Below are 22,705 nucleotides of genomic sequence, written 5' to 3'. Positions count from 1 at the left end.
CCGCGACCGCATTGCCTGACGCCGAACGCGCCGGGCAACCCGCGCCTGTCGTTCTCGGCGACACCTCACAGGGCATCGAGGCAATCCTTGTGATTGCTCTCGATTCCGCACCTGTGCGTCTGCATGAGAGCGTGGCGCCACGGCTCGCCGCCGCGCGCGCCGTTGTACTGCGCGCGCTTGAACGGGGTGACAGCGTCTACGGCCTGACCACCGGGCTGGGTGCGGCCGTCGATACACGCCTCGACGCGGACGCCATCCCTGCTTTCCAGGCGCGCGCGATCCGCGCCCGGGCCGTGGGCGTCGGCGAACCTCTCTCGACGGTTGAGGTGCGGGCGATGCTGGCGGCGCGGCTCGTCGCGATCTGCCACGGCGCATCCGGCCTCTCCCCGGTTTTGGCGCAGACGATCGCCGCCATGCTGAACGCGGGCGTCCACCCCGTGGTGCGCCGGATCGGCTCGCTCGGCGAGGCCGATCTCAGCCCGCTGGCGCAGGCCTTCCTGCCGCTGATCGGCGAGGGCGAGGCCGAGTTCAGGGGCGCCATCCTGCCCGGCGGCGAGGCGATGGCGGCGGTCGGAATCGCGCTGCCCGCGCTTGGCCCGAAGGACGGGCTTGCTCTGCTCAACGCCAATGCGCAGAGCGTCGGCCTGGCCGCGTTGGCGGTCGATGCGATGAACAAGGCGCTCGACGCGGGGTTCATGGCCGGCGCTTTGTCGCTCGAAGCCTTCCGCGCCAATCTGTCCCCACTCGACGAGGGTCTGGCGGACATTCGGGCGCTGCCCAGCCACCGCGTCGGCGCCGCGTGGCTGCGCGGCCTTCTGGCCGGCAGCGACCTGTTCAAACCCGGTGCGGCCCGGCGGCTGCAGGACCCCTTGTCCTTCCGCTGCCTGGCCCCTGTCGCTGGCCATGCGCGCAACGCCGTCGCCGCGGCCAGCCATGCCGTTCAGAATGAACTCGCGAGCGCGCCCGACAGCCCGGCCGTGCTGGTCGCGCGCGATCTCATGCTCTCCAGCGTGAATTTCGACACGACGGAGCTTGCCCTGACGTTCGAGGCCGCGGGGCTCGCGCTCTCGCATCTGGCCGCGACATCGGCCGCCCGCATTGTCAAGCTGATGTCGCCTGCGATGAGCGACCTGCCGCGTTTCCTGACACGCCATGGCGGCTCGCATTCGGGTTTCGCCACCTCGCAGAAGACGGTGGCAGCGCTGGAGGCCGAGATCCGCCATCTCGCCTTGCCGCTCGGCGCCATGACCCTGCCCGTGGCCGACGGCGTCGAGGATTACGCACCGATGACGCCGGCCATCGTCGAGAAGACCCATGCCATCGCGAGGCGCCTGACACGGCTGGGGGCGATCGAGCTCGTGGTGGCCACCGAAGCCGTCGATCTGCGCGGCGCGATCACGCTCGGGCGCGGGACGGCCGCCGCGCATCGCTTCGTGCGAGCCCATGTCGACCGCCTCGACGACGACCGGCCGATGGGGTGCGAATATGAGGCGCTGGCGCTGGCGATCGAGGCCGGCGATCTCATCCGGGCCGGCATGGCGGGCAACGACGGGTCGGACGCATGACCTGGACGATCGAGAACTATGATCGGCTGCTGATCGCGCTTTGGGAGCATATCCAGCTCGTGGGCGTCGGCCTGACGATCGCGCTCGCCATCGGGCTGCCGCTCGGCGTGCTCTCGGCGCGGCGGCCGGGCTTCGCGCTCGTCGTGCTGCTGGTCTCGGGCGCGCTTTACACCGTGCCGGCTCTGGCGATCTTCGCGCTGCTGATCCCGTATCTGGGCCTCGGCTTCTGGCCGGCGATCGTGGCGCTCGTCGCCTATGCGCTGCTGATCATCATCCGCAATGTCGCAACCGGCTTGCAGGAGATCTCGCCGGACATCCTCGATGCCGCCGACGGCATGGGCTACGGACGGTGGCGCCGGCTCTTCGCGATCGAGCTGCCGCTGGCGCTGCCTGTCATCATCGCCGGCATCCGCATTACCGTCGTGACCCAGGTGTCGGTCGCCACGGTCGCCGCCTTCATCAATGCGGGCGGGCTGGGCGACATCATCTTCCAGGGCATCACCCAGGATTTCGGCGAGAAGGTCGTGGCCGGCGCGGTCGTCACCTCGGCGCTGGCGATCCTGTGCGACGAGAGCCTGCGCCGGGTCGAACTGCGGCTGCGCGCCAACCAGGCGGAGACCGCCTGATGGCCCAGTGGATCGCCGCCAACCCCAAAATCTTCATCGTCGCGCTGCAGAACCATCTCTGGCTGACAGGCGTGGCGCTGTCCGCCGTGCTGCTGATCGCACTGCCGCTCGGTCTGCTGCTGACGCGCCATCGCGGCTTCGCCAATGCGGCCATCGCCGTCGTCAACATCCTGCGGACGGTGCCTTCGCTGGCGTTGCTCGTGATCATGCTGCCGCTACTCGGCACCGGCTTCCTGCCCTCGGTTGTGGCGCTGACGCTCTATGGCCTGCCGGCGCTGCTGCTCAACACCTATACGGGCCTGACCGAGGTCGATGCCGACATCGTCGAGGCGGCGCGCGGACAGGGCTTTTCCGATGCGCAGGTGATGACGCGCATCGAGATCCCGCTGGCGCTGCCGGTGATCTTCGCCGGCATCCGCACGGCAGCCGTGCAGATCGTCTCGGCGGCGACGCTTGCCGCCTTCATCGGCGGCGGCGGCCTGGGCGAGTTGATCACAGCCGGCATGGCGAATTTCAACTTCCCGCAGTTGATCACAGGCGCCGTCGCGGTCGCCCTGCTGGCGCTTGCGGTGGAAATCGGCTTTGCCGGAATCGAGCGACTGATGACACGCCAGCTGCGGATGGGAGCCACATGACGATCCGGCTGGAGAAGGTCACCAAGCTGTTTGCGGGCGTGGCCAAGCCCGCGGTGGATGCGCTCGACCTGACGATCGAAAAGGGCCAGGTCTGCGTATTGATCGGCCCCTCGGGCTGCGGCAAGACCACGACGATGCGGATGGTCAACCGGCTGATCGAGCCGACCTCCGGGCGTATCATCGTCGGCGACCGCGATGTGACCAAGGCCGATCCGGTCGAGCTGCGGCGCCATATCGGCTATGTCATCCAGCAGATCGGCCTGTTCCCGCATATGACGATCGCGCAGAACGTCGCGACCGTGCCCAAGCTGCTGGGCTGGGAGGCCTCACGCATCAAGGCGCGCTCAGAGGAGATGCTCGACCTCGTCGGCCTCGACCCGAAGCTCTATCTCTCGCGCTATCCGCGCCATCTCTCGGGTGGCCAGCGCCAGCGTGTCGGCGTGGCGCGCGCGCTCGCCGCCGACCCGCCGGTGATGCTGATGGATGAGCCGTTCGGAGCTGTCGACCCGATCGTGCGCGGGCGGCTGCAGGAAGAGTTCCTCGCCATCCTCAAGCGGCTGAAGAAGACGGTTATCCTCGTCACCCACGACATCGACGAGGCCATCCGCATGGGCGATGTCGTCGCGATCATGCAGGACGGGAAGCTCGTGCAATACGACACGCCCGACCGGCTGCTGGCCGCGCCGGCCAACGACTTCGTCGCGGATTTCGTCGGCGCCGACCGGGCGCTGCGGCGGCTTTCGCTGGTGCGCGCGGCCGATGCGGTCGAGCCTGGTGCGGCTGTGGACGGGTTCACGCTGCCGGGCTCGCTCTCGGTGCGGGAGGTGTTGTCGGCGCTGCTCGCCGAGGGGCGCGACGCCGCGACGATTATGGCCGAGGACGGGACGGCGCTGGGGCAGATCACGCTCGCAGGCATTCGGACGCGGAGCGCGGGGACGACACTGTTCTGACGTCATTGCGAACGCAGCGAAGCAATCCAGGGAGACGTCGAGCGCTGCCGCTCTGGATTGCTTCGCTGCGCTCGCAATGACGGCTGGGTCCGCCTTAGCCCGGCTGGAGATAGCCGGCACGGTCGGCGGCATCCGCCTCTTCGACCAGCACGCGATAAGCCGCCGGCTCGACGGCGGCGAAGCCCGAGAGCCGGAGCCGGGCGAGGATCGCGCGTCCCTCATCGTCCTGATGCGCGGTCAGCAGTGCCGCCCGCAACCGTGCGACAATTGCCTCGCCGACCCCGTCGGACGCCACCAGCAGCGGCATGGGCCGGCGAGCCGTCGTCTCGACGATGCGCAGCCCTGCAGCCGTCTGCGGCTCGGTAGCCAGCAGCAGGTCGTGGAAATAGGAATCGAGCGGGCCGATGTCGATCTCGTCGGCCAGCAGCGCCTCGATGACGCGGCGCGGCGTCAGCAGCGGGCCGGTGCTCTCGGCATAGAGCGGCCCCCTCGCCTGCCAGCGTGCGAGCAGATGCGTCCTGATGGCGTTGAAGCCTGATTGCGAATGCGCGACCGTCCAGCCGATGCGCCTGCCGAAGCTGTCCTGCAAGGTCGCAATAGCGCTATCGGCCCGCACGACGAGATGGCTCGCATAGAGCGGGCGGCCATCGCCCGAGGCCGGCACCGGAGCGGCGACGGGCTGCACACGGAAGCCGCCGCTCGCGAAGGGATAGCCGCAGATGAAGGCGAGGCCGAGATCGTCTCGGCGCCAGAGGCCCTCCAAGGGCGCCGGCGCGGCATGGGCTATGACCTCGAGCGGAACCCCGCTCAATGCGGCCACGCGCGCAAACAGCGCCGACCACACTGCCGCCGTCGCGGCGTCGACGGCATACATGCGGGCATTGGCGACGAGGCTCACGCGTAGCGCAGCCGCTGGCCGAGGCCCATGGTCCTGGCCTTCTCCAGCATGAAATGCCCGAGTGCGATGTCCGACAGCGACAGGCCGCGATGCCAGAACAGGATGGTCTCGTCCTCGCTTTCGCGGCCGGGCTTGAGGCCCGCGACGATCTCGCCCATCTCGGCATGCAGCGTCTCCTCCGAGAGCTTGCCGGCCTCGACATGGGCGCGCAAGCTGCCGAAGGGGCCACCCTTGCACTGGCCCCAATCATCGACCACGAGCTTGCTCATGATGTCGGTGAGCGACAATTCGACCGCGCTCATCGTGCCATAGGGCACGACGAAGGCGCCCGGCTTGATCCAGTCCGTCTTTAGCATGGGCTCGGGCGCATTCAGCCGCGAGGCCTCGACGACGATGTCGGCGCCCTCCACGCAGGAGCGCCAGTCTTCCGTCACGACGACGCGCTTACCGAGATCGGCCGCGAGCTTCGCGCCGAAGGCGTCGCGGCTTTCGGGGCGGCGCGAATGGACACGGATCTCGTCGAAATCGAACAGGGAATCGAGCAGGCGGACGTTCCAGTAGGCGGTGCCGCGGGCGCCGACATGGCCGAGAACCTTCGAGCCCTTGCGAGCGAGATATTTGGCTCCGATCGCGGTGATCGCGCCGGTGCGCATATCGGTGAGGTGGCTGCCGTCGACGATCGCGGTCGGAACGCCGGTCATCGGGTCCATCAGCAGGAGCAGGCCCATCTCCGAGGGCAGGCCGAGCTTGTAGTTGTCGACGAAGTCGCCGATCACCTTGACGCCGGCCCGGTTGATCGGCGCCCGGAAGGCGCCGCGCAGCACGTTGAAATGCCCGTTCGCGCCGGCCTTCGGCATCAGATGCACGCGCGGCTCGATCTCGGTGGCCTTATGCCCCTGGGCGGCAAGACCTGCCTCGACCGCGGCAATAATCTCCGCATCGGTCAGAGCCAGCGCCTCGACATCGAGCGCGTTCAGGAAATCGATATGGAGCGGAGGATGTGGCACGCTTCTGGACCCTGCCTGGTGTTGAGAGCGGATTAGCCCCTACATTACACGCCTGCGCCGCGCCGCCATCCCCCCGCTCCCGGAAGGCGGCAATTCCGGGAACGCACCCGTGGCGCTGGCGCGGAACTTGCTGAGCATTCATCGCTGGGGACGATCAACATCCGAAGGAGGACGGGTGATGGACGCATTCACGATGATCATTCTGGCCTGCGTGGCCGGCGAGCCCAAATGCACCTCGGCGCGCGTCGCCGATGTGCGGTTCACCAGCATCGAGGCCTGCGAAGCGCGCATCGATTCGATCACCGACACCATGACCGCGGATTTCGGCAAGAAGCCGGAATTCAAGGGCCGAGCGGTGACCTTCGACGTCAGTTGCATGGGCCGCAAAGACCTGCTCCAGACCTTCGGCATCGCCGATCTGGACGCCTGAGGCGCGTCGGCATCTTTACGAGTTGGTGGACAGGCCTGCATAACGCGAAGTCGGCTATGGACGTCACACGGCGGACCCATGTTGCATGCGCGCAACGGGCGCGCTTAAAGCCGGCTGGCTCGCACCGATGTGATGAGCCGCCGATTGCGCCGGCCCCGTGACTCTGACAGGAAATTGAGGAGATGTTGACTTTTTAGGGTCAACTTCATGTCCCGCGCCCTTTTAGCCGCCCGTCCGAGGTCCTCATGAACCGCTTTTTCCGCATGGCCATGTTCACTGGCCTTGGCATGCTCGCCATGGCCTCGTCGGCGCGTGCCGAGATCGATCCGCTGACGCGTCAGCCGCTGTTCACCTATGAGGATCCCTCCAAGGCACAGGCGACGGCCATCCCGCGCGAGGTCGTCTCGTTCAGCGGCAAGTACAATCCCGGCACGATCGTGATCAACACGAGCGAGCGCCGCCTGTATCTCGTCATGCCCGACGGCAAGGCCATGCGCTACGGCGTCGGAGTCGGCCGCCCCGGCTTCGACTGGGCCGGCGCGCAGACGATCACCCGCAAGCAGGAATGGCCGACCTGGACGCCGCCGGCCCAAATGCTGAAGCGCCGCCCCGACCTGCCGCGCTTCATGCCCGGCGGCCCGGAGAACCCGATGGGCGCGCGCGCCATGTATCTCGGCTCGACGCTTTACCGCATCCACGGCTCCAACGAGCCGGAGACGATCGGCCAGGCTGTCTCCTCGGGCTGCATCCGCATGCTCAACGAAGACGTCGTGGACCTCTATGAGCGCGTCAAGGTCGGCACCCGGGTCGTCGTCGCCCGCTGAGCGACCCACGCCGCATCCGCTGATCGGGGCCGTCCTTCGGGGCGGCCCTTTTTCATGGTGGGTGGTCATGGCGACACGGCGCTCCGGGACTGGCATCGTGCTTGCGTGCGGATTCGTCCGCAACAGCCTTCAGGATTTGTCATGGATGATGTCGTCAATGCCTTCGTGCCCGGGCCGCGGGTTCGGATTCCCGGCCGCGCCGGCGGACCGCTCTCAGGGCTGAGCTTCGCGGCCAAGGATCTGTTCGACGTCGCGGGCGTGCCCACCGGCGGCGGCAATCACGACTGGGCCAAGTTCAATCCCGTGCCGGAGCGACATGGTTGGGCCGTCCAGACCCTGCTCGATGCCGGAGCCGAGCTGGTGGGCAAGACCATCACAGACGAGGTCTCGCTCGGCATCCTCGGCGAGAACGCCTTCGACGGCACGCCGACCAACACCGCTGCGCCCGACCGCGTGCCCGGCGGCTCGTCTTCCGGCTCGGCGGCGGCGGTGGCGGCAGGAATCTGCGACACCGCGCTCGGCACGGATACCGGCGGATCGGTTCGCGTTCCCGCGAGCTTCTGCGGGCTCTACGGCATCCGCCCGACGCATGGCCGGGTGGACACGACCGGCATGCTGCCGCAGGCGCCGAGCTCCGACACCACGGGCTGGTTCGCGCGTGACGCGCAGACCTTCGCCAAGGTCTCGACGGTGATGCTGGGCGAAGCGCCCGGCGCCTTGCCGACGCGGCTGATCGTGGCCGTCGATGCCTTCGGCTTCGCCGATCCGGAGGTCGCGGAGGCGCTGAAGCCCATGGTCGAACGCCTCGGACGGATCGTCGGCGATGTCCGCGAGGAGATCATGGCGCCGCAGGGGCTTTCCGTGTGGGCGAGAGCCCAGCGCACGCTGCAGCCGGTCGAGGCTTGGGCGACCTTCCAGCCCTGGGTCGAGAGCGCCAATCCGCGCATGGCGTTCAGCGTCGTCGCCGCCCTCCTCACCGGCGCGCAGATGCCGGCGGCGGACCGTGCCTGGGCCGCGATGATGCGGCTGGAGGCGCGCGGGCGGCTGCGCCATCTGCTGCCGCCGGGCACGATCCTGTGCCTGCCGACGACGCCCTTCCCCGCCCCGTTGCGTGGCCTGTCCTCGCCGGTGCTTCAGGTCGTCAAGGACCGGATCAGCTGCCTGTGCGCGCAGGGCGGCCTCACCGGCTCGCCGCAGGTGAGCCTGCCCGGGGCGACGGTGAACGGCGCGCCGGTCGGGCTCTCGATCATCGGCGGGCGCGGCACGGATGCAGCGCTCATCGCCGTCGCCCAGGCGATGGAGGCCGCCGCGTGAGCGACCTGACCCCCAACCTGCCCGAGGTCGTCGCCGAGGTCTCGGCCCTGTTCGAGGCTTATGAGCAGGCGCTCATCGACAAGAACGTCGATGTGCTCGACGCCACCTTCTGGAACAGCCCGCATACGATCCGTTATGCGCTGCACGAGAACGGCTACGGCTTTGCCGACATCCACGCCCACCGCGTCGCTCGTCCGCCGGGTCCGGGCATCAAGGAAAAGCGGATCAGGCTGGAGATCCTGACGCTCGGCCACGACATCGCCACCGTGAACCTCGAGTTCAAAGTGCGGGGGCGCGACCTCGTCGGCCGGCAGAGCCAGAGCTGGGTGCGCTTTCCCGACGTCGGCTGGAAGGTGATCTCCGCCCATGTCTCGACGATGGACGGCCTGCGGCTCTATTGAGACCAGCCTGGCCGCGACGGGCCTTCAGCGCCTGCGCGCCGGCTCCCGCGACAGGCCCTGCGCCGCAAGTGCATCGAGATAGGCCTGTATCTTCGCCTCGCCGGTCTCGCCGAGTTCGCGCAGATAGTCCCAGGGGAAAATGCCGGTGTCGTGCATGTCGTCGAAGGTGAGCTTCACGGCATAGTGACCCACGGGCTCGACCTTGATGATCTCGACGTCGCGCTTGCCGGGAATGGTCTTCTTCTGCGTCGGGCCGTGGCCCTGGACCTCGGCCGAGGGGCTTTCGACCCGCAGCAATTCGGCGGAAAGCGCGTGGGACGCGCCGTCATCGAACGTGACGTGAAGGGTCCGGCGGTCCTTCGAGAGACGAATTTCGGTCGGCCAGGATGACATGCTGCACTCACTCACGTGGCGGCCGCGACAAAGGCTGCGCTTGACCTTGGCCGCAGCAATGCCAATGTCCTGGGCTCATAGCAATGCCGCTCTCCCGCGCGCTGACGTGCAGGAGCGGCGACAAAGACCAGGGCAGACCCGGCCGTGCTCCTCGACACCACCAAGCCAGATGTCATCAAGGCAGACGCCATCGCGCCCTTGTCGCGTGCGCCGCTGACCGACCCGTTCGGCCGCGACATCTCCTATCTGCGCATCTCGGTGACGGATCGCTGCGATTTCCGCTGCGTCTACTGCATGTCCGAGGACATGACCTTCCTGCCCAAGCGCGACCTGCTGACTCTGGAAGAGATCGACCGCGTCGCATCGGCCTTCGTCGCACGCGGCACCCGCAAACTGCGCCTCACCGGGGGCGAGCCGCTGGTGCGCCGCGACGTGATGAACCTGTTCCGCTCGCTCTCGCGCCATCTCACCTCCGGCGCGCTCGAGGAGCTGACGCTGACGACCAATGGCTCGCTGCTCGATCGTTACGCCCAGGAGCTGGCCGATTACGGCGTGCGCCGGATCAATGTCTCGCTCGACACGCTCGACCCCGACAAGTTCCGCAAGATCACGCGCTGGGGCGATCTCGGCAAGGTGCTCGGCGGTATCGAGGCGGCCTGCAAGGCCGGGATGCGGGTCAAGATCAACGCGGTTGCGCTGAAGGGCGTCAACGAGGACGAGATCGAGAGCCTGATGACCTGGTCGCATGGTCTGGGGATGGACCTGACGCTGATCGAGGTGATGCCGCTGGGCGAGATCGAGCCGGGCCGCATCGACCAGTTCCTGCCGCTTTCGGTGGTCAGGGCGCGGCTGATGGACAAGTTCAACCTCGTCGAGGATCCCTATCGGACCGGCGGGCCGGCGCGTTATGTGCGCGTCAAGGAAACCGGCGGGCTCGTCGGCTTCATCACGCCGATGACGCATAATTTCTGCGAGAGCTGCAACCGGGTCCGCCTGACCTGCACCGGCACACTCTATATGTGCCTAGGTCAGGAGGACGCTGCCGACCTGCGCGCGCCGATCCGTGCCTCTGCCGACGACGCCGCGCTGCATCGCGCCATGGACGAGGCGATCTCGCGCAAGCCCAAGGGCCACGACTTCGTCATCGACCGACGCCGGGCCAAGCCCGCGGTCGGGCGCCATATGAGCGTCACCGGCGGCTGAACGCGCAACGGCAGCACCATCCGGCCAGGGCTCGTGCGCGGCCTCTCTGCCCTCCGTCTTGACGCGGTCCTGCAAAGGCTTAACGGTTCGCCGATGGTGGAGGTTGCGGGCGTTCGATGATCAGAGGCTTTCTCCCTCGGCTCAGATCAATCGCCAACGCCGTTTCGCGCTTCGTGCTGGAGACCCAGATCGCAAGACTGGCGCTCATGGCGGTGAAGCTGTGGCCGCGCTTGCGGCTTCTCTCGATGCTGCTGGTCCTGCTCGTGATCGCCTGCATCGCCCTGGCTGGATTCTCGGCACGCAGCGTGTTTCTGGCGCTATCGCCGGCTTCGCCGAGCGGCATCGGCGCCAGTGTTGCCGCAGGCCTCACAGCGCTTGTCGTGCTCGCGCTTTGTGCCTTCACTGCGATCGCCGGCATCGAAGCCCTGCTGCAACTGGCCCATGATTTCGGCCGGCACCGTGTCGGCGTGCTTCTGGGGCTCGCCACGATCCTTGCTGTGGCGGTGGCACTGCGAGCTGCGGCCGACGCAACCGAGCTGACCGCTTCGGACGGGGCTGCCCCCGGCGTCGCCCTCATCCTGCTCGCCATGACCGGCTGGTTCCAGCGGACCTATCGCAACGCTGCGCGGCGCGGCTTCCGGGATTTCCATGTCGATGTCGTCGGTGCCCGGCAGTTCCTGGCGAGAGCCGCCCATGGCGGATGAATCCAGGCCCGGCGGCGGCACGATCCCGCCGATCACCGCCCATCACCTCGCCGAGCTGGTGCAGGCCGGCCATCACGGAGCCAGCGACGCGCTCGACAACAATCCGCCGCCGCAATCGGCCCTGCCCTCGCAAACCGAATTGACCCTGCTGTCGCGCGTCGTCGAGCTCTTCGGCGCGATCCGGCAGCAGGCGGCCGTCGCGCTCAACGGCCTGCATGCCGAGATCTCCAGCCGGCGCGAGAGCTTCACGCAGGAGCGCTATGAGGGCCGCGTCCGCTCGATCGAGGCGTCGATGCGGGCACTCTTGAACCGGCATGGCGGCGAGCTCGAGCAGCGGGTCTATGACGCGCTCAAGGCCAAGCGCGAGTATGAGTATTTCAACTACACGCATCGCCGCACCGCCGATCCCAAGATCGACAAATGGCAGTTCATCCTGCTGTTCCTGATGGTGCCGCTGGCGATCGAGAGCCTGCTGAACGGCAATTTCTTCGCCGAGGCCAGCGAGTTCGGCCTGGTCGGCGGGGCCGCGACGGCGGTGATCATTTCCGCCCTCAACATCGCGCTCGGCTTCCTGACCGGCCTGTGGCCGGCCCGCTACTGCCAGCATGTGCGGGCCTCGCATCTGTTCTGGGCCCTGCCCGTCTATGTCGCGATGATCATCCTGATCGTGATGTTCAACCTCACAGTGGGCCATTACCGCGAGATGCTGATCGCCACGCCCGATGCGCGCTCGCTGCAGGTGATCCCGCGCATGCTGGCGGACCCGCTGGGGATCACCGAGCTGAAATCGGCCGCTTTGGTGCTGATCGGCTGCATCGTCGCTTTTGCTGCGGCCGTGAAGGGCTACTCCGCCTTCGGCACCTATCCCGGCCAGGGCGCCGCCTACAAGCGCTGGCGCCAGCGCTGGGACGCCGTCGAGGAGGAGCGCCGCCGGCTCGATGTCGAACTCCTGCCGGAACTCGAAACCGTTCGCTCGCAGATCGACGGCTTCAAGGAGGATTGCGCCCGGGAACTCGGCAGGCTGCAGGCGTCCAAGGCCACGGCCGACCAGATCCGAGATCTTTATGGCGCAAGGCTGTCGCAGCTCCGCAGCGCCAAGGATGCAGCCCTGATGCAGTATCGCGAGGCCAATCTGCGGGTGCGGACGGATCTACCGCCGGCCTATTTCTCGCAGGCCCTCAACGTCGCCGAGATCGACCAGCCGGTGCCGCTGCCCGAGCATGGCGCGGTGAAAGGCCTGATCGAGGATTTCGAGCGGCAACTGGCAAACATGCCGGCACTGGTCGAGGCAAAGCTGCGCGACCGGCTGGCGCTGGTGCGCGGCCTCGATCTCGCCGGCGAGATCGAGCGGCTGAAGACGCGCGCGTCCGAGGCCGGCCGCGACGCCTTCGAGCAGGACGAGGCAGCGCGCCGGCAGATCAATGCGGAATTTGCCGCAATGCCGCGCTAAGCAGCGTACGCGGCCTGACAAGCGGATGAAGAGCGGGACATGAAGAGCGAGAGCTGGGCGATCGTCGCCTCCATCCTGGCGGGCGTCGCGGTGGTCGGCTTCTTCGCGGCGCCGTCCCTGCTGCGCGGCCCGCCGCGGGACACCGAGTCACTGTGCCTGAAGACCGGCGCGGTCGGCCACACGCTCGTGCTGGTGGACAAGAGCGATCCCTGGAGCGAGGTCCAGGCCGGGCGGCTGAAACGGCTGGTCAAGCGCATCGGCGACGAATTGCCGGCCGACCGGATGCTGTCGATCTACGTCTTCAACGACGTGTTCGAGCCGGGTTTCCCGGCGCTTTTGTCGCTGTGCAATCCCGGCCGGACGGCGAGCGAGCTGATCGGCAACCCGCGCCGCGACTATGTTCGCTGGGTCGAGAAGTTCGGCCGGCCGCTCGATGATGCGCTGGCCGTGCTGACGCAGCCGGCGAAGGGCAATCTCTCGCCCATCGTCGAGGCCGTCGGCGATGTCGTCTCGCGGCCCGAGACCCGTGTGCGCGAGGGCGAGCGGTCGCTCGTCCTGGTCTCGGACATGCTGCAGAATTCCAGCCAGTTCACGGTTTTCGGCTCGAATGCCGGCGCGCGCGACCCCGAGCGCCTGAAACGGCTGGTCGGCAAGGTCTGGCGGGATTCGGGTGCCGGAGCGTGGCAGCTCCAGGTCCATCAGGTCCAGGGCGTCTACGATGCCCAGCGGCTCGAACAGGCCGGCTCGCTGTGGCAGCAGACCCTGCGCGTGCTGAACATCCCGTTCGTCTGGGAGCGGCTGTAGGCGCTCTCAGACCGAGAGGTTACATCCGGTAGGCCATGCGCACGCCGCCCCAGTGGCGGCCTTTGACCCGCAACGGTGCATCGACCTCGCGGACCATTTCGGTGACGCCGCCGCCCATGTCGCGCGGATAGGACTGGACCAGAAAGGGCCGCACCGAGCGCGCCGCCGCGATGCCGGCGCGGTCGTCGAAAATGCGCATGTTGCGTGAATGCGAGGCGTTCCAGACGGGGTCGGCCGGCCGCTGCGGCATGGCGTAGGCGGCGTTGTGGACCGGAATATAGCCGTTGCGATCGATCGCTATGGTGAAAAGCAGCCGCGGGTCGCTGGCGAGGGTGCGGCCCAGCAAGGTCGGCAGGATCGCCTCGAGCGCCGGCAGCGCGCGGTTGCGGTATTGCCGCGGCTCGGTGTCCGGCACGGCGATGTAGTCCACGTCGAACAGCTCCACCTCGTCGATGAGCCGAGCCCCAAGAGCCTCCTCCATCAGCGTGGCGACCTCGACGGCGAAAGTCTGGGCCCTTTCGATCAGCGGGCGGTAGGAATTCTCGATGGATTCGATCAGACCGTCGAGAAGCCGGTTCTCGTCGAAGCCATGCCGATCGAAGGCGACGTGGAGACCGAGTTCGCTCATCGCCGCCATGCGGCATGGCAACGGCGGCAGGTCGGCGATCTCGATCGAGCCGGAAAGTCCCGGCATGAGGCTTCGATCATCAGGACGGGCCAGCAGGACGCCGCCACGACCGAGGTCGATAGTATGGCTGACGAAGTCGACCGTGCCCAGCCGCGCCTTGGCGCTGTGCTCGACCGGGAAGCGGTCATGCAAGCGGCGGTCGGCAAAAGACGAATGGCGCAGTGTCGGGATGAAGCGGCGCAGCATGCCGCCGGCCAGAAGCGAGCCCTTGGTCGTTGCCTTGCGGGCGCTGGCGCTTTCGGTGGCCGCCGCCATGGCGACCCTGTCGATCTCGTCGACGCGCTGCACGACCGTTTCGACGAAGCGCGCCGTCGCGCCGGCGTTGCGGGAGAGCTCGGCCGTCGCGGTGGCCTGTTCCTGCGAGGCGTTGCCGATCGCCGCGATCACCGGATTGACGTCGCGGACCATCTGGAAGGCTTCGGTGACGATGGCCGCCGAGCCATGGGCGGCCTGCGTCAGCCGGTCGACGCGGTCGCGGATATGACCGACGGCGTCGCGCACCTCGACCGAGAGCGACTTGACCTCCTGGGCGACGACACCGAAGCCGCGCCCCGCCTCGCCAGCGCGGGCCGCCTCGATGGACGCATTCAAGGCGAGCAGGTTGGTCTGGCGCGCGATCTCAGCGATCGAATCGACGATCCCGCGGATTTCCGCCGTCGCGAACGCCAGACCGGTCATCATCTCGGTCGCCTCGCCAGCGCGCGTCGCCGCTGCATCGAGCCTCTCGCGCGCATCGCTCATCGACGTGCCGATCTGTTCGGCCGCATCGGAGACCTGCTGCGTCGCCGCAACTAGCGTTGCCGAGTTGGCACTCGCGGTCGCTGTCGCCGCACGCATTCCGATAACACTGTCGTGGATGGCGCCGGACCGGACTTCGGACTCCGCCGAGAAATGCTCTGCACTGGCCAGATCAGCAGCGAGGCGGCGCATCGCGGCCACCACGTCCTGTTCGAGCATGGTCACGGCTTCACGGTCGGCGGCATCGCCGGGAATGCGCGCGCCAGCCGGGACGACAACCGTCACGGCCTCATCGATCACGGTGGCATCCACCGCGATCGACTGGTTCCGACCGCTCAGCCAGCGTCGAACCCTGCGGTGCATCAGCCCATCCGGTTAAGTTTTCTACGTAGGCTTCCGTTATGGTTGGACATTGTTAAGAAAGGCTCACCGGCGCGCCTCGAACAGGCACATCCGGCGACGCTGGGCATGGACCCGCGCAGGTTGCCCCTGTATTGCTCCGGCAGATTCAGGCCCAATCTTGTCGGCCCGCCCGCCTTGCCCAACTGCCAGCGAGACCACCATGACGAGCAACAGCTACGACGTCATCGTCGCCGGGGTCGGTGCCATGGGATCGGCCGCCTGCTGGCATCTGGCGAAGCGCGGGCTGAAGGTCCTCGGCCTGGAACGCTTCGACCTCGGCCATGCGATGGGCTCCTCGCACGGGCTGACCCGGATCATCCGGATCGCCTATTTCGAGGGCTCGCACTACGTCCCGATCGTCCAGCGTGCGCATCAGCTATGGCAGGAGACGGGCGACGAGGCGGGCATGAAGCTGCTGCACGTCACCGGCTCGCTCGATCTGGCCCCGGCGGGAGGCGGGCCGGTCGAGGCCTCGCTGCAATCCTGCATCGACCACGGGCTGGTGCATGAGCAGCTCGACGCCCGGGAGCTCGCGCGGCGCTTCCCGGGTTTCCAGCTGCCGGCCGGCCATATCGGGCTGTGGCAGCCGGATGGCGGTTTCGTCGCATCGGAAAAGGCGATTTACGCGCATGTCGGGCTGGCGCAGTCGCGCGGCGCGGAGATCCGCACCAACGAGCCGATGCTCGACTGGACGCCGACGGCGCAGGGCGGTGTCATCGTTCGCACCGACCGCGGCACTTATTCCGCCGGTCGCCTGGTGATCACCTCGGGCGGCTGGATCGCGGACGCGGTGCCGGCGCTCGCCAACAACGTCGCGACGGTGCGGCAGGCGATCGGCTGGTTCACGACGCGTCGGCCGGAACTCTACCGCCCCGATGTTTTCCCGGTCTTCATCCTGAGCGCCGATGAGGGCACCTTCTACGGCTTCCCGCTTTATGAACATCCCGGCTTCAAGCTTGGCGGGCCGCATTTCGGCCGTGAGCCGATGGACCCGCGCGAGGACGACCGCACACCCAGCCCGCGGCAGGTCGAGCTGATCCGCGATTGCCTCGCGCGCTACCTGCCCGATGCGGCGGGCGAACCGCTGACGCTGAAGGGCTGCGTCTACAGCGTGACGCCCGATGAGGACTTCATCATCGATGCCGTGCCCGGCGTGCCGCAGGCGGTCTTCGCGTCGGCCTGCTCCGGCCACGGCTTCAAGTTCGCCAGCGCCATCGGCGAGATTCTCGCCAATCTCTCGACATCGGGCCAGTCGGCGTTCGATCTCAAGCCCTTCTCGCTCGATCGCTTCGCGGCCTGAGCCTAGATCGACGAAGAGGGACCAGACAACGCCGTGGCCAGCCCAGACGAAAACCGCCGCGGCATCCTCGCCATGCTGGCTGCGATGGCGCTCTTCGTCTGCAATGACGCGCTGATGAAGCTGGCGCGCGAGGTTTATCCGGCCGGTCAGGCGATCACGCTGCGGACGGGCTTCGCGTTGCTGACCGCGCTCGGCCTCGTGCTCGCCTTCAAAGAGGGGGCCAAGCTGCGGCTGGCGATGAGGCCGATCGTGCTGCTGCGCGGTCTGATCGATGCCGGCGTCACGCTGACCTTCATCTGGGCACTGGCGGAAATGCCGCTGGCGGATGTCACGGCGATCCTGCTGGCCTCGCCGATCATCATCGTCGTGCTGGCCGTCGTGCTGCGGATCGAGCGCGTCGGCTGGCGCCGCACGCTCGCGGTCTTCGTCGGCTTCTGCGGAGTCCTCGTCGTGCTGAGGCCCGCGACCGATTCCTTCAACGTCGCCGCACTGGTCGCGCTCGTCAGCGCCTGCCTCGCCGCCGCCCGCGACCTGCTGACGCGCAAGATCGGGAACGAGATTCCCTCGACCGTGATCGCGCTGATGACGACTGCCATCGTCGGCCTGGTCGCCTGCGGCTATGGCGTGTTCGAGATCTGGCAGCCGGTCTGGCGGCGCGAGACGGTCTATGTCGCCGGCGCTGCCGCATTGATGGCCGCTGGCAGCATCTGCATCATCAGCGCCTATCGCAACACCGATGTCGGCGTCGTATCGGGCTATCGCTATTCCGTCGTCATCCTGGCCGTCATGATGGGCTATGTCGTCTGGGGGCATGTTCCAGATCCCGTCGCCGGGCTCGGGATCGCGCTGATCGTCTGGAGCGGGCTCTACACGATGCACCGGCAGCGCGTCCTGCCGCAATCCAACCTGAAGATCGCGAGCCCCCCGCCTTCATGACCGCTCCGATCGCAAAACCGACCCTTGCCGTCCTGGTTGCGATCTCGGCGCTGCAGCCGCTGGCGCTCAATATGATGGCGCCGGCCGCGCCCAACCTGTCACGCCATTTCGGCGCGAGCTACGCGACGATCCAGCTGACGCTGACGCTGTTCCTGGTGGCGGTGGCGCTGACGCAACTGGTCAGCGGCCCGCTCTCCGACCGCTTCGGCCGGCGCCCCTGCGTCAATGCCGGGATCGTGCTGTTCGTCTTCGGCTCCCTGCTCGGCGCCGTCGCACCATCGATCGAATGGCTGCTGCTGGCGCGCGTGCTTCAGGGAGCGGGCTCGGGCTCGGTCTTCGCGCTGTCGCGCGCGATCATCCGCGACACGGCCAGCCGCGACCAGGCCGCCAGCCAGATCGCGACCGTGACTATGGTCATGGTCGTCGCGCCCATGGTCGCGCCCTGGCTCGGCGGGCAGATCGAGACCCGGTTCGGCTGGCGCATGGTCTTGTGGTTCATGACGCTCATCGGCGCGGTCGTCCTGCTGCTGACGACGGCGAGGCTGCCGGAAACCGCCCCCAACACGGGCCTGCGCACGCCGCTGCTGGGCGTCTTCCGCGCGTTTCCGGAACTCGCGACGAATCGCGTCTTCGTCCTCAACGTGATCGCCGTCTCGACGAGCTCGTCGGCCTTCTTCGCCTTCATCGCGGCGGCGCCCTATATCGTCGTCGAAACCATGGGGCGTGGCAGCGACGTCTACGGCTCCTATTTCATCCTGAACGCGCTCGGCTACATGCTCGGCAACTTCGCGATGGCAAGGCTAGTGGTCCGCCTGGGCGCGCCGCGCATGGTCCATCTCGGCCTGGTCATCTCCACCATCGCGATCACGATCGCGGTGCCGCTGGCGCTGAGGGAGGACTGGTCGCCGCTGATGCTGTTCCTGCCGCTCGCCCTCAACGCCATCGGCAACGGCATGACGATTCCCGGCTCGACGGCAGAGGCGCTCTCGGCACGACCCGAGCTCGCCGGCTCTGCGGCCGGATTGATGGGCGCGATCCAGCTCGGCCTCAGCGCGCTGATGACCGTCCTGATCAGCTGGCTGGTGACGCTCTGGCCACCATCGCTGATCGTGCTGATATGGCTATTGACCACAGCCGGGCTGGTGGCGATCCATTTCGGCCGGCGGGGCATCGCGCCCGAGCGCTGACGATCTCTCCAGCCATCGACGCTCCCGCGTTTTCGCTCAGTCCTCGAGCCTTGCGAGCAGGCTGGACGTATCCCAGCGCCTGCCGCCCATCTTCTGGACCTCGGCGTAGAACTGATCGACCAGCGCAGTGACTGGGAGCTGGGCGCCGTTGCCGCGCGCCTCCTCCAGCACGATGCCGAGATCCTTGCGCATCCAGTCGACAGCGAAGCCGAAGTCGAACTTGCCGGCGTTCATCGTCTTCCCACGGTTCTCCATCTGCCAGGAACCGGCGGCACCCTTCGAGATCACCTCCAGCATGGCCTCGACGTCGAGCCCGGCGCGCTTGGCGAAATGCACGCCCTCCGACAGCGCCTGGACGAGACCGGCGATGCAGATCTGGTTGACCATCTTGGTGAGCTGGCCGGAACCGGCCGGGCCCATCAGCTTGCACATGCGGGCGTAAGCCGCGATCACCGGCTCGGCCCGGGCGTAAGGCTCCTGGTCGCCGCCGCACATCACCGTCAGCACGCCGTTCTCGGCGCCGGCCTGGCCGCCGGAGACCGGCGCGTCGATGAAGCCGAAACCGCCGGTCTTCGCCGCAGCGTTCAGTTCACGCGCGACATTGGCCGAGGCCGTGGTGTGGTCGACGAAGAGCGCGCCCGTCTCCATCCCGGCGAAGGCGCCCTGCTCGCCCAGCGTCACCGAGCGCAGATCGTCGTCATTGCCGACGCAGGCGAAGACGATCTCCTGCCCCCGGGCCGCGTCGGCCGGGGTCGCTGCCGAGATGCCGGCATGCTGCGAGACCCAGGCCTGTGCCTTCGTCGGGTTGCGGTTGTAGACCGTGACCTCGTGGCCCTTGGCCTTGAGGTGGCCGGCCATGGGGTATCCCATGACGCCGAGACCGATGAAGGCGACTTTAGCCATGGTACGCTCCGCTTGACTGTTTTTTGATTTCACCAAGCGCTTTAGCCTGCGTCCGCCCCTCTGCAAAGGCGCACTGCTGTGCGGCCGCATATGCGCGATGACGCCGTGTCGGTTGTGAGGCGCCCGGGAAGCGGCTAGGCACCCGGCCATGACGATCTCCAATGACGACGACCTCAAATGCCTGCAGGACATCGGCCGCATCGTCGCGCAGACGCTCGCCGCCATGGGCAAGGCGATCGAGCCTGGCATGACCACCGCCGAGCTGGACCAGATCGGCCGCAGCCTGCTCGACCGGGCCGGGGCGCGCTCGGCGCCGGAGCTGGACTACGACTTCCCGGGCGCGACATGCATCAGCGTCAATGACGAGATCGCCCATGGCATCCCCGGGGCGCGGCGAATCGAGGCCGGCGACCTCATCAACATCGACGTCTCCGCGGAGAAGGCCGGCTTCTATTCGGACACCGGCGCCTCCTTCGCCGTGCCGCCAGTCGCCCGCCGGACGGAGCGACTCTGCCGCGATGGGCGCCGCGCACTCTGGGTCGGGATCGGGCAGGTCGGTGCCGGCAAGCCGCTGGCCGGGATCGGGCAGGCGATCGGCCGCTTCGCCGAGAAGAACGGCTATACGCTGGTGCGCAATCTCGCGAGCCACGGCGTGGGGCGTTCGCTCCATGAGGAGCCGACAGAGCTCGCGACCTGGCCGGACCGGTCCGAGCGCCGGGTGATGCAGAAGGGCCAGGTCTTCACCATCGAGCCATTCCTCTCGCTGGGCGCGAATTGGGCGGAGAACGGCGATGATGCTTGGACCCTCTATGGCGAGCCGCGCGCGCCGACTGTGCAATACGAACACACCCTCGTCGCCACGGCCAATGGCGCGATGGTGCTGACGCTGCCGGCCTGATCGCGACAGCGCACCAAGGGTCCTCAGCGCAGCGCCATATGCCGGGTCAGGCGCAATTCCAGCGCGTCCCAGACCCGCCTGACCACCTCGACCAGGATCAGGTAGATCAGCGCCGCGTAGAGATAGATCGTCAGGTCGAAGGAGCGCGAGAAGGCGAGCTTGGTCGCGCCCATCAGGTCGTAGATCGTCACCAGCGAGACGACGGCACTGGACTTGATCATGACGATCAGTTCGTTGCCGAGCGGGCGCAGCGCCAGAATCATCGCCTGGGGCATGACGACGTGGCGCAGCGTCGACCAGCGGTGCAGGCCCAGCGACAGAGCCCCCTCGAACTGGCCGCGCGGAATCGACTGGATGGCGCCGCGCAGGATCTCGGCCTGATAGGCCGCCGTGTTGATTACGAAGGTCAGGAGCGCGCAGTAGAACGGCTCGCGGAAAAACCACCACAGGCCGATATCGGTCCAGAACAGGCGAAACTGGCCCAAGCCGTAATAGACCAGGAACAGCTGGCAGAGCAGTGGCGTGCCACGAAAGAAGGTGGTGTAGCCCTTGATCGCAGCTTGCGCCCAACCCGGCCCGTACAGCCGCGCCACCGCCAGGCCGACCGCCAGCGCGAAGCCGAGAACAACCGAGATCGCGACGAGTTCCAACGTGATCCAGAGACCGCCGGCCATGCGGCAGCCATAGTTCTGGAAGACCTCGCTGCCGACGAGCCAGCCGGGATATTCGCACCAGTTCATCGCGTCGCGCCCTGAAAGGCGGCGATGCCGCGATTGGCGCGCAGCTCCATCCTGCCCATGCCCCAGGCCGAGATCAGCGAGATCACGAGATAGATCATGATCGCCGCGCCGAAGAACAGGAACGGCTCCTTTGTCGCGACATTGGCACGGGTGGTGATGAACATGATGTCGGGCAAGGTGATGACCGAGACCAACGAGGTCTCCTTCAGCAGCACCATCCAGTTGTTGCCGAGGCCGGGCAGCGCGACGCGGATAAGCTGAGGAAACACGATGAGCCGGAAGGCCTGCGCCCGCGACAGGCCCAGCGCCGCGGCCGCCTCACGCTGGCCCTGGGGAATGGAATTCAGCGCGCCGACCCAGACCTCGCTCGAAAACGCCGAGAGAACCACGCCGAGCGCAATCATGCCGGCGACGAAGGGCGGCATCGAGAAGGTGCCAGGCAGGCCAAGCCAACGCCAGAACTCCTGGAACACCACCTGGACACCGAAATAGATGATGTAGAGCGTCAGCAGTTCCGGCACACCGCGAAACACCGTCGTGTAGGCGGTCGAGATCGCGCGCAGGCCCACGTTGCGCGAGCGCTTCCAGAGCGCGACGACGAGACCCAGCGCCAGGCCGAAAGGCAAGGTCGCGAGCGCGATCGACAGCGTGACGCCCGTGCCCTGAAGCAGTGCGAGCCCCCAGCCGCCTTCGCCGAAACCGAGCAGGGCGAACTTATCGAACATGAAGCAGTCGGAGCCGGGGCTGGAAACCAAACCGGCGCGGAGGAGCCGCGCCGGTCATAGCGAGCGATCCGATCAGAGGATCGGGATCTTGAAGTACTTGTCGGCGATCTTCTTGTGCGAGCCGTCGGCGATTGACTCCGCAATCGCCTTGTCGAACATCGCCTTGAGCGCAACGTCGTCCTTGCGGACGGCGCCTCCGACGCCGGGACCATGGATCGCCGGATCGCGGGTGATCTCGCCGATCTTCTTGCAGCAATCCTTGCCCTTGCCGTTGAGGAAATCCTCAAGCGACAGCGAGTCGGCGATGATGTAGTCGAGACGGCCGCTCAGCAGGTCGAGGTTGGCCTCTTCCTGGGTCGGATAGGGGCGCGCGGTCGAGTCCTTGTAGACCTTCTCGACGAAGTTGGAGTGCACTGTCGAGCCCTGCACGCCGATGGCCTTGCCCTTGAGCGCAGCCGGTGAGACGTCGGTCGAGGTCGTGGTCTTCGGCCCGATGATCCAGATTGGCGTCTTGGTGTAGACCGAGGTGAAATCGACGCGCTTCTTACGCTCGTCGGTGGCGTTCATGCCGGCGATGATGATGTCGTATTTGCTGGCGAGCAGCGCCGGGATGATGCCGTCCCAGTCCTGGACGACCCAGGAGCATTTCACCTTCATCTTCTCGCAGAGCATGTTGCCGTAGTCGATCTCGAAGCCTTCGAGTTCCTTCTTGGCATTGAGGTTGTTGAAGGGCGGATAGGCGCCTTCGGTACCGATCCGGACTTCCTTCCACTCCTTGGCCTGGGCCAGGGCGCCGGTCGCGCTGACAGCTGTCAGCATGGCGGCGGCGACGAACTTCACGAAACCTTTCATAGGACCTCCCACAGGGTTTGGCCGGATGGGCGTTTCGAGTTCCCTTACCCGGCTTCTGCCTACAGATTGGGCGACAGCGCACCCCGACCGCAAGTGGGGGCCCGCAGCTTTTATGGGCCGGCGCGCTGATTT

24 protein-coding genes are annotated in these 22,705 nt (G+C 67.3%); 16 read left to right on the top strand and 8 right to left on the bottom strand.

Annotated features, from left to right (window positions below):
* Positions 1–11 precede the first annotated feature (11 nt).
* Genes AE618_RS12975 through AE618_RS12960 form a run of 4 tightly spaced genes read left to right on the top strand, consistent with a single transcriptional unit; the run spans position 12 to position 3,776 of the window.
* Positions 12–1,565: an HAL/PAL/TAL family ammonia-lyase gene (locus AE618_RS12975; RefSeq protein ID WP_054209473.1), complete on the top strand. Its 1,554-nt coding sequence runs from the start codon at positions 12–14 to the stop codon at positions 1,563–1,565.
* Positions 1,562–2,191, top strand: a complete 630-nt coding sequence (locus tag AE618_RS12970; protein ID WP_054209472.1) for an ABC transporter permease — start codon at positions 1,562–1,564, stop codon at positions 2,189–2,191. Before AE618_RS12975 ends, AE618_RS12970 begins: the two co-directional genes overlap by 4 nt.
* Complete coding sequence (locus AE618_RS12965) at positions 2,191–2,826, top strand: ABC transporter permease (RefSeq protein ID WP_054209471.1); 636 nt, start codon at positions 2,191–2,193, stop codon at positions 2,824–2,826. Before AE618_RS12970 ends, AE618_RS12965 begins: the two co-directional genes overlap by 1 nt.
* Entirely contained in the window at positions 2,823–3,776 is a 954-nt protein-coding gene (locus AE618_RS12960) for an ABC transporter ATP-binding protein (RefSeq protein ID WP_054209470.1), read from the top strand. The genes AE618_RS12965 and AE618_RS12960 overlap by 4 nt, the downstream gene beginning before the upstream one ends.
* Before the next feature lie 94 nt (positions 3,777–3,870).
* On the opposite strand, the gene AE618_RS12955 is transcribed toward AE618_RS12960, so the two are convergent.
* Together AE618_RS12955 and AE618_RS12950 are read right to left on the bottom strand one after the other, a co-directional pair.
* Positions 3,871–4,674 (bottom strand): phosphate/phosphite/phosphonate ABC transporter substrate-binding protein, encoded by an 804-nt coding sequence (locus AE618_RS12955; RefSeq protein ID WP_197280769.1) that lies wholly within the window; start codon positions 4,672–4,674, stop codon positions 3,871–3,873.
* Positions 4,671–5,681 (bottom strand): ornithine cyclodeaminase family protein, encoded by a 1,011-nt coding sequence (locus AE618_RS12950; RefSeq protein WP_054209469.1) that lies wholly within the window; start codon positions 5,679–5,681, stop codon positions 4,671–4,673. Before AE618_RS12950 ends, AE618_RS12955 begins: the two co-directional genes overlap by 4 nt.
* 193 nt (positions 5,682–5,874) lie before the next feature.
* Between AE618_RS12950 and AE618_RS12945 the strand changes: the two genes are divergently transcribed.
* The 4 genes from AE618_RS12945 (at position 5,875) to AE618_RS12930 (ending at position 8,650) form a co-directional block, all read left to right on the top strand.
* Positions 5,875–6,111: a hypothetical protein gene (locus tag AE618_RS12945; protein WP_156330245.1), complete on the top strand. Its 237-nt coding sequence runs from the start codon at positions 5,875–5,877 to the stop codon at positions 6,109–6,111.
* Between the two features lie 245 nt (positions 6,112–6,356).
* Positions 6,357–6,935, top strand: a complete 579-nt coding sequence (locus tag AE618_RS12940) for a L,D-transpeptidase (RefSeq protein WP_054209467.1) — start codon at positions 6,357–6,359, stop codon at positions 6,933–6,935.
* Between the two features lie 141 nt (positions 6,936–7,076).
* Entirely contained in the window at positions 7,077–8,249 is a 1,173-nt protein-coding gene (locus AE618_RS12935) for an amidase (RefSeq protein ID WP_054209466.1), read from the top strand.
* Complete coding sequence (locus AE618_RS12930) at positions 8,246–8,650, top strand: AtzH-like domain-containing protein (RefSeq protein WP_054209465.1); 405 nt, start codon at positions 8,246–8,248, stop codon at positions 8,648–8,650. The genes AE618_RS12935 and AE618_RS12930 overlap by 4 nt, the downstream gene beginning before the upstream one ends.
* Before the next feature lie 24 nt (positions 8,651–8,674).
* Here the strand turns inward: AE618_RS12930 and AE618_RS12925 are convergent, their stop codons facing one another.
* Positions 8,675–9,043, bottom strand: coding sequence for a gamma-butyrobetaine hydroxylase-like domain-containing protein (locus tag AE618_RS12925; protein ID WP_054209464.1), 369 nt, complete (start codon positions 9,041–9,043; stop codon positions 8,675–8,677).
* A gap of 174 nt (positions 9,044–9,217) precedes the next feature.
* On the opposite strand from AE618_RS12925, the gene moaA reads away from it, so the two are divergent.
* From moaA to AE618_RS12905, 4 genes are all read left to right on the top strand, one after another.
* Positions 9,218–10,246: a GTP 3',8-cyclase MoaA gene (gene moaA / locus AE618_RS12920; protein ID WP_054209568.1), complete on the top strand. Its 1,029-nt coding sequence runs from the start codon at positions 9,218–9,220 to the stop codon at positions 10,244–10,246.
* 173 nt (positions 10,247–10,419) lie between these two features.
* Positions 10,420–10,950 (top strand): hypothetical protein, encoded by a 531-nt coding sequence (locus AE618_RS12915; protein WP_210166458.1) that lies wholly within the window; start codon positions 10,420–10,422, stop codon positions 10,948–10,950.
* Positions 10,940–12,400: a hypothetical protein gene (locus AE618_RS12910; RefSeq protein WP_054209462.1), complete on the top strand. Its 1,461-nt coding sequence runs from the start codon at positions 10,940–10,942 to the stop codon at positions 12,398–12,400. Before AE618_RS12915 ends, AE618_RS12910 begins: the two co-directional genes overlap by 11 nt.
* Positions 12,401–12,439: 39 nt before the next feature.
* The gene (locus tag AE618_RS12905; protein ID WP_054209461.1) at positions 12,440–13,204 is read left to right on the top strand and encodes a hypothetical protein; all 765 of its coding nucleotides are present in this window, start codon (positions 12,440–12,442) and stop codon (positions 13,202–13,204) included.
* Between the two features lie 19 nt (positions 13,205–13,223).
* Here the strand turns inward: AE618_RS12905 and AE618_RS12900 are convergent, their stop codons facing one another.
* Positions 13,224–14,993, bottom strand: a complete 1,770-nt coding sequence (locus AE618_RS12900; RefSeq protein ID WP_054209460.1) for a methyl-accepting chemotaxis protein — start codon at positions 14,991–14,993, stop codon at positions 13,224–13,226.
* Between the two features lie 199 nt (positions 14,994–15,192).
* On the opposite strand from AE618_RS12900, the gene solA reads away from it, so the two are divergent.
* The 3 genes from solA to AE618_RS12885 are packed head-to-tail and all read left to right on the top strand — an operon-like array spanning position 15,193 to position 18,455.
* Positions 15,193–16,332 carry an N-methyl-L-tryptophan oxidase gene (gene solA, locus AE618_RS12895; protein ID WP_054209459.1) on the top strand — a complete coding sequence of 380 codons (1,140 nt, stop codon included), beginning with the start codon at positions 15,193–15,195 and terminating at the stop codon, positions 16,330–16,332.
* A gap of 33 nt (positions 16,333–16,365) precedes the next feature.
* Positions 16,366–17,268, top strand: coding sequence for a DMT family transporter (locus AE618_RS12890; RefSeq protein ID WP_054209458.1), 903 nt, complete (start codon positions 16,366–16,368; stop codon positions 17,266–17,268).
* Complete coding sequence (locus AE618_RS12885; RefSeq protein ID WP_054209457.1) at positions 17,265–18,455, top strand: multidrug effflux MFS transporter; 1,191 nt, start codon at positions 17,265–17,267, stop codon at positions 18,453–18,455. Before AE618_RS12890 ends, AE618_RS12885 begins: the two co-directional genes overlap by 4 nt.
* Before the next feature lie 36 nt (positions 18,456–18,491).
* Here AE618_RS12885 and AE618_RS12880 read toward each other — a convergent pair whose 3' ends face one another.
* A complete protein-coding gene (locus AE618_RS12880; protein WP_054209456.1) occupies positions 18,492–19,358 on the bottom strand; it encodes an NAD(P)-dependent oxidoreductase in 867 nt (288 codons plus the stop codon).
* 148 nt (positions 19,359–19,506) lie between these two features.
* Between AE618_RS12880 and map the strand changes: the two genes are divergently transcribed.
* Positions 19,507–20,256 carry a type I methionyl aminopeptidase gene (gene map / locus AE618_RS12875; RefSeq protein ID WP_054209455.1) on the top strand — a complete coding sequence of 250 codons (750 nt, stop codon included), beginning with the start codon at positions 19,507–19,509 and terminating at the stop codon, positions 20,254–20,256.
* Between the two features lie 23 nt (positions 20,257–20,279).
* Here map and AE618_RS12870 read toward each other — a convergent pair whose 3' ends face one another.
* The 3 genes from AE618_RS12870 to AE618_RS12860 all read right to left on the bottom strand — a co-directional run bounded on the left by AE618_RS12870 (position 20,280) and on the right by AE618_RS12860 (position 22,573).
* Positions 20,280–20,996, bottom strand: a complete 717-nt coding sequence (locus AE618_RS12870; RefSeq protein ID WP_054209454.1) for an ABC transporter permease — start codon at positions 20,994–20,996, stop codon at positions 20,280–20,282.
* Entirely contained in the window at positions 20,993–21,721 is a 729-nt protein-coding gene (locus AE618_RS12865) for an ABC transporter permease (RefSeq protein ID WP_054209567.1), read from the bottom strand. The genes AE618_RS12870 and AE618_RS12865 overlap by 4 nt, the downstream gene beginning before the upstream one ends.
* Positions 21,722–21,793: 72 nt before the next feature.
* Positions 21,794–22,573: a transporter substrate-binding domain-containing protein gene (locus tag AE618_RS12860; RefSeq protein WP_054209453.1), complete on the bottom strand. Its 780-nt coding sequence runs from the start codon at positions 22,571–22,573 to the stop codon at positions 21,794–21,796.
* Positions 22,574–22,705 lie beyond the last annotated feature (132 nt).

It is taken from the genome of Allobosea vaviloviae, assembly GCF_001298265.1.
GTDB lineage: Bacteria > Pseudomonadota > Alphaproteobacteria > Rhizobiales > Beijerinckiaceae > Allobosea > Allobosea vaviloviae_B.
The sequence above is the reverse complement of the archived record's forward strand: the minus strand, read 5'-3'. Positions and strand labels throughout refer to the sequence as shown.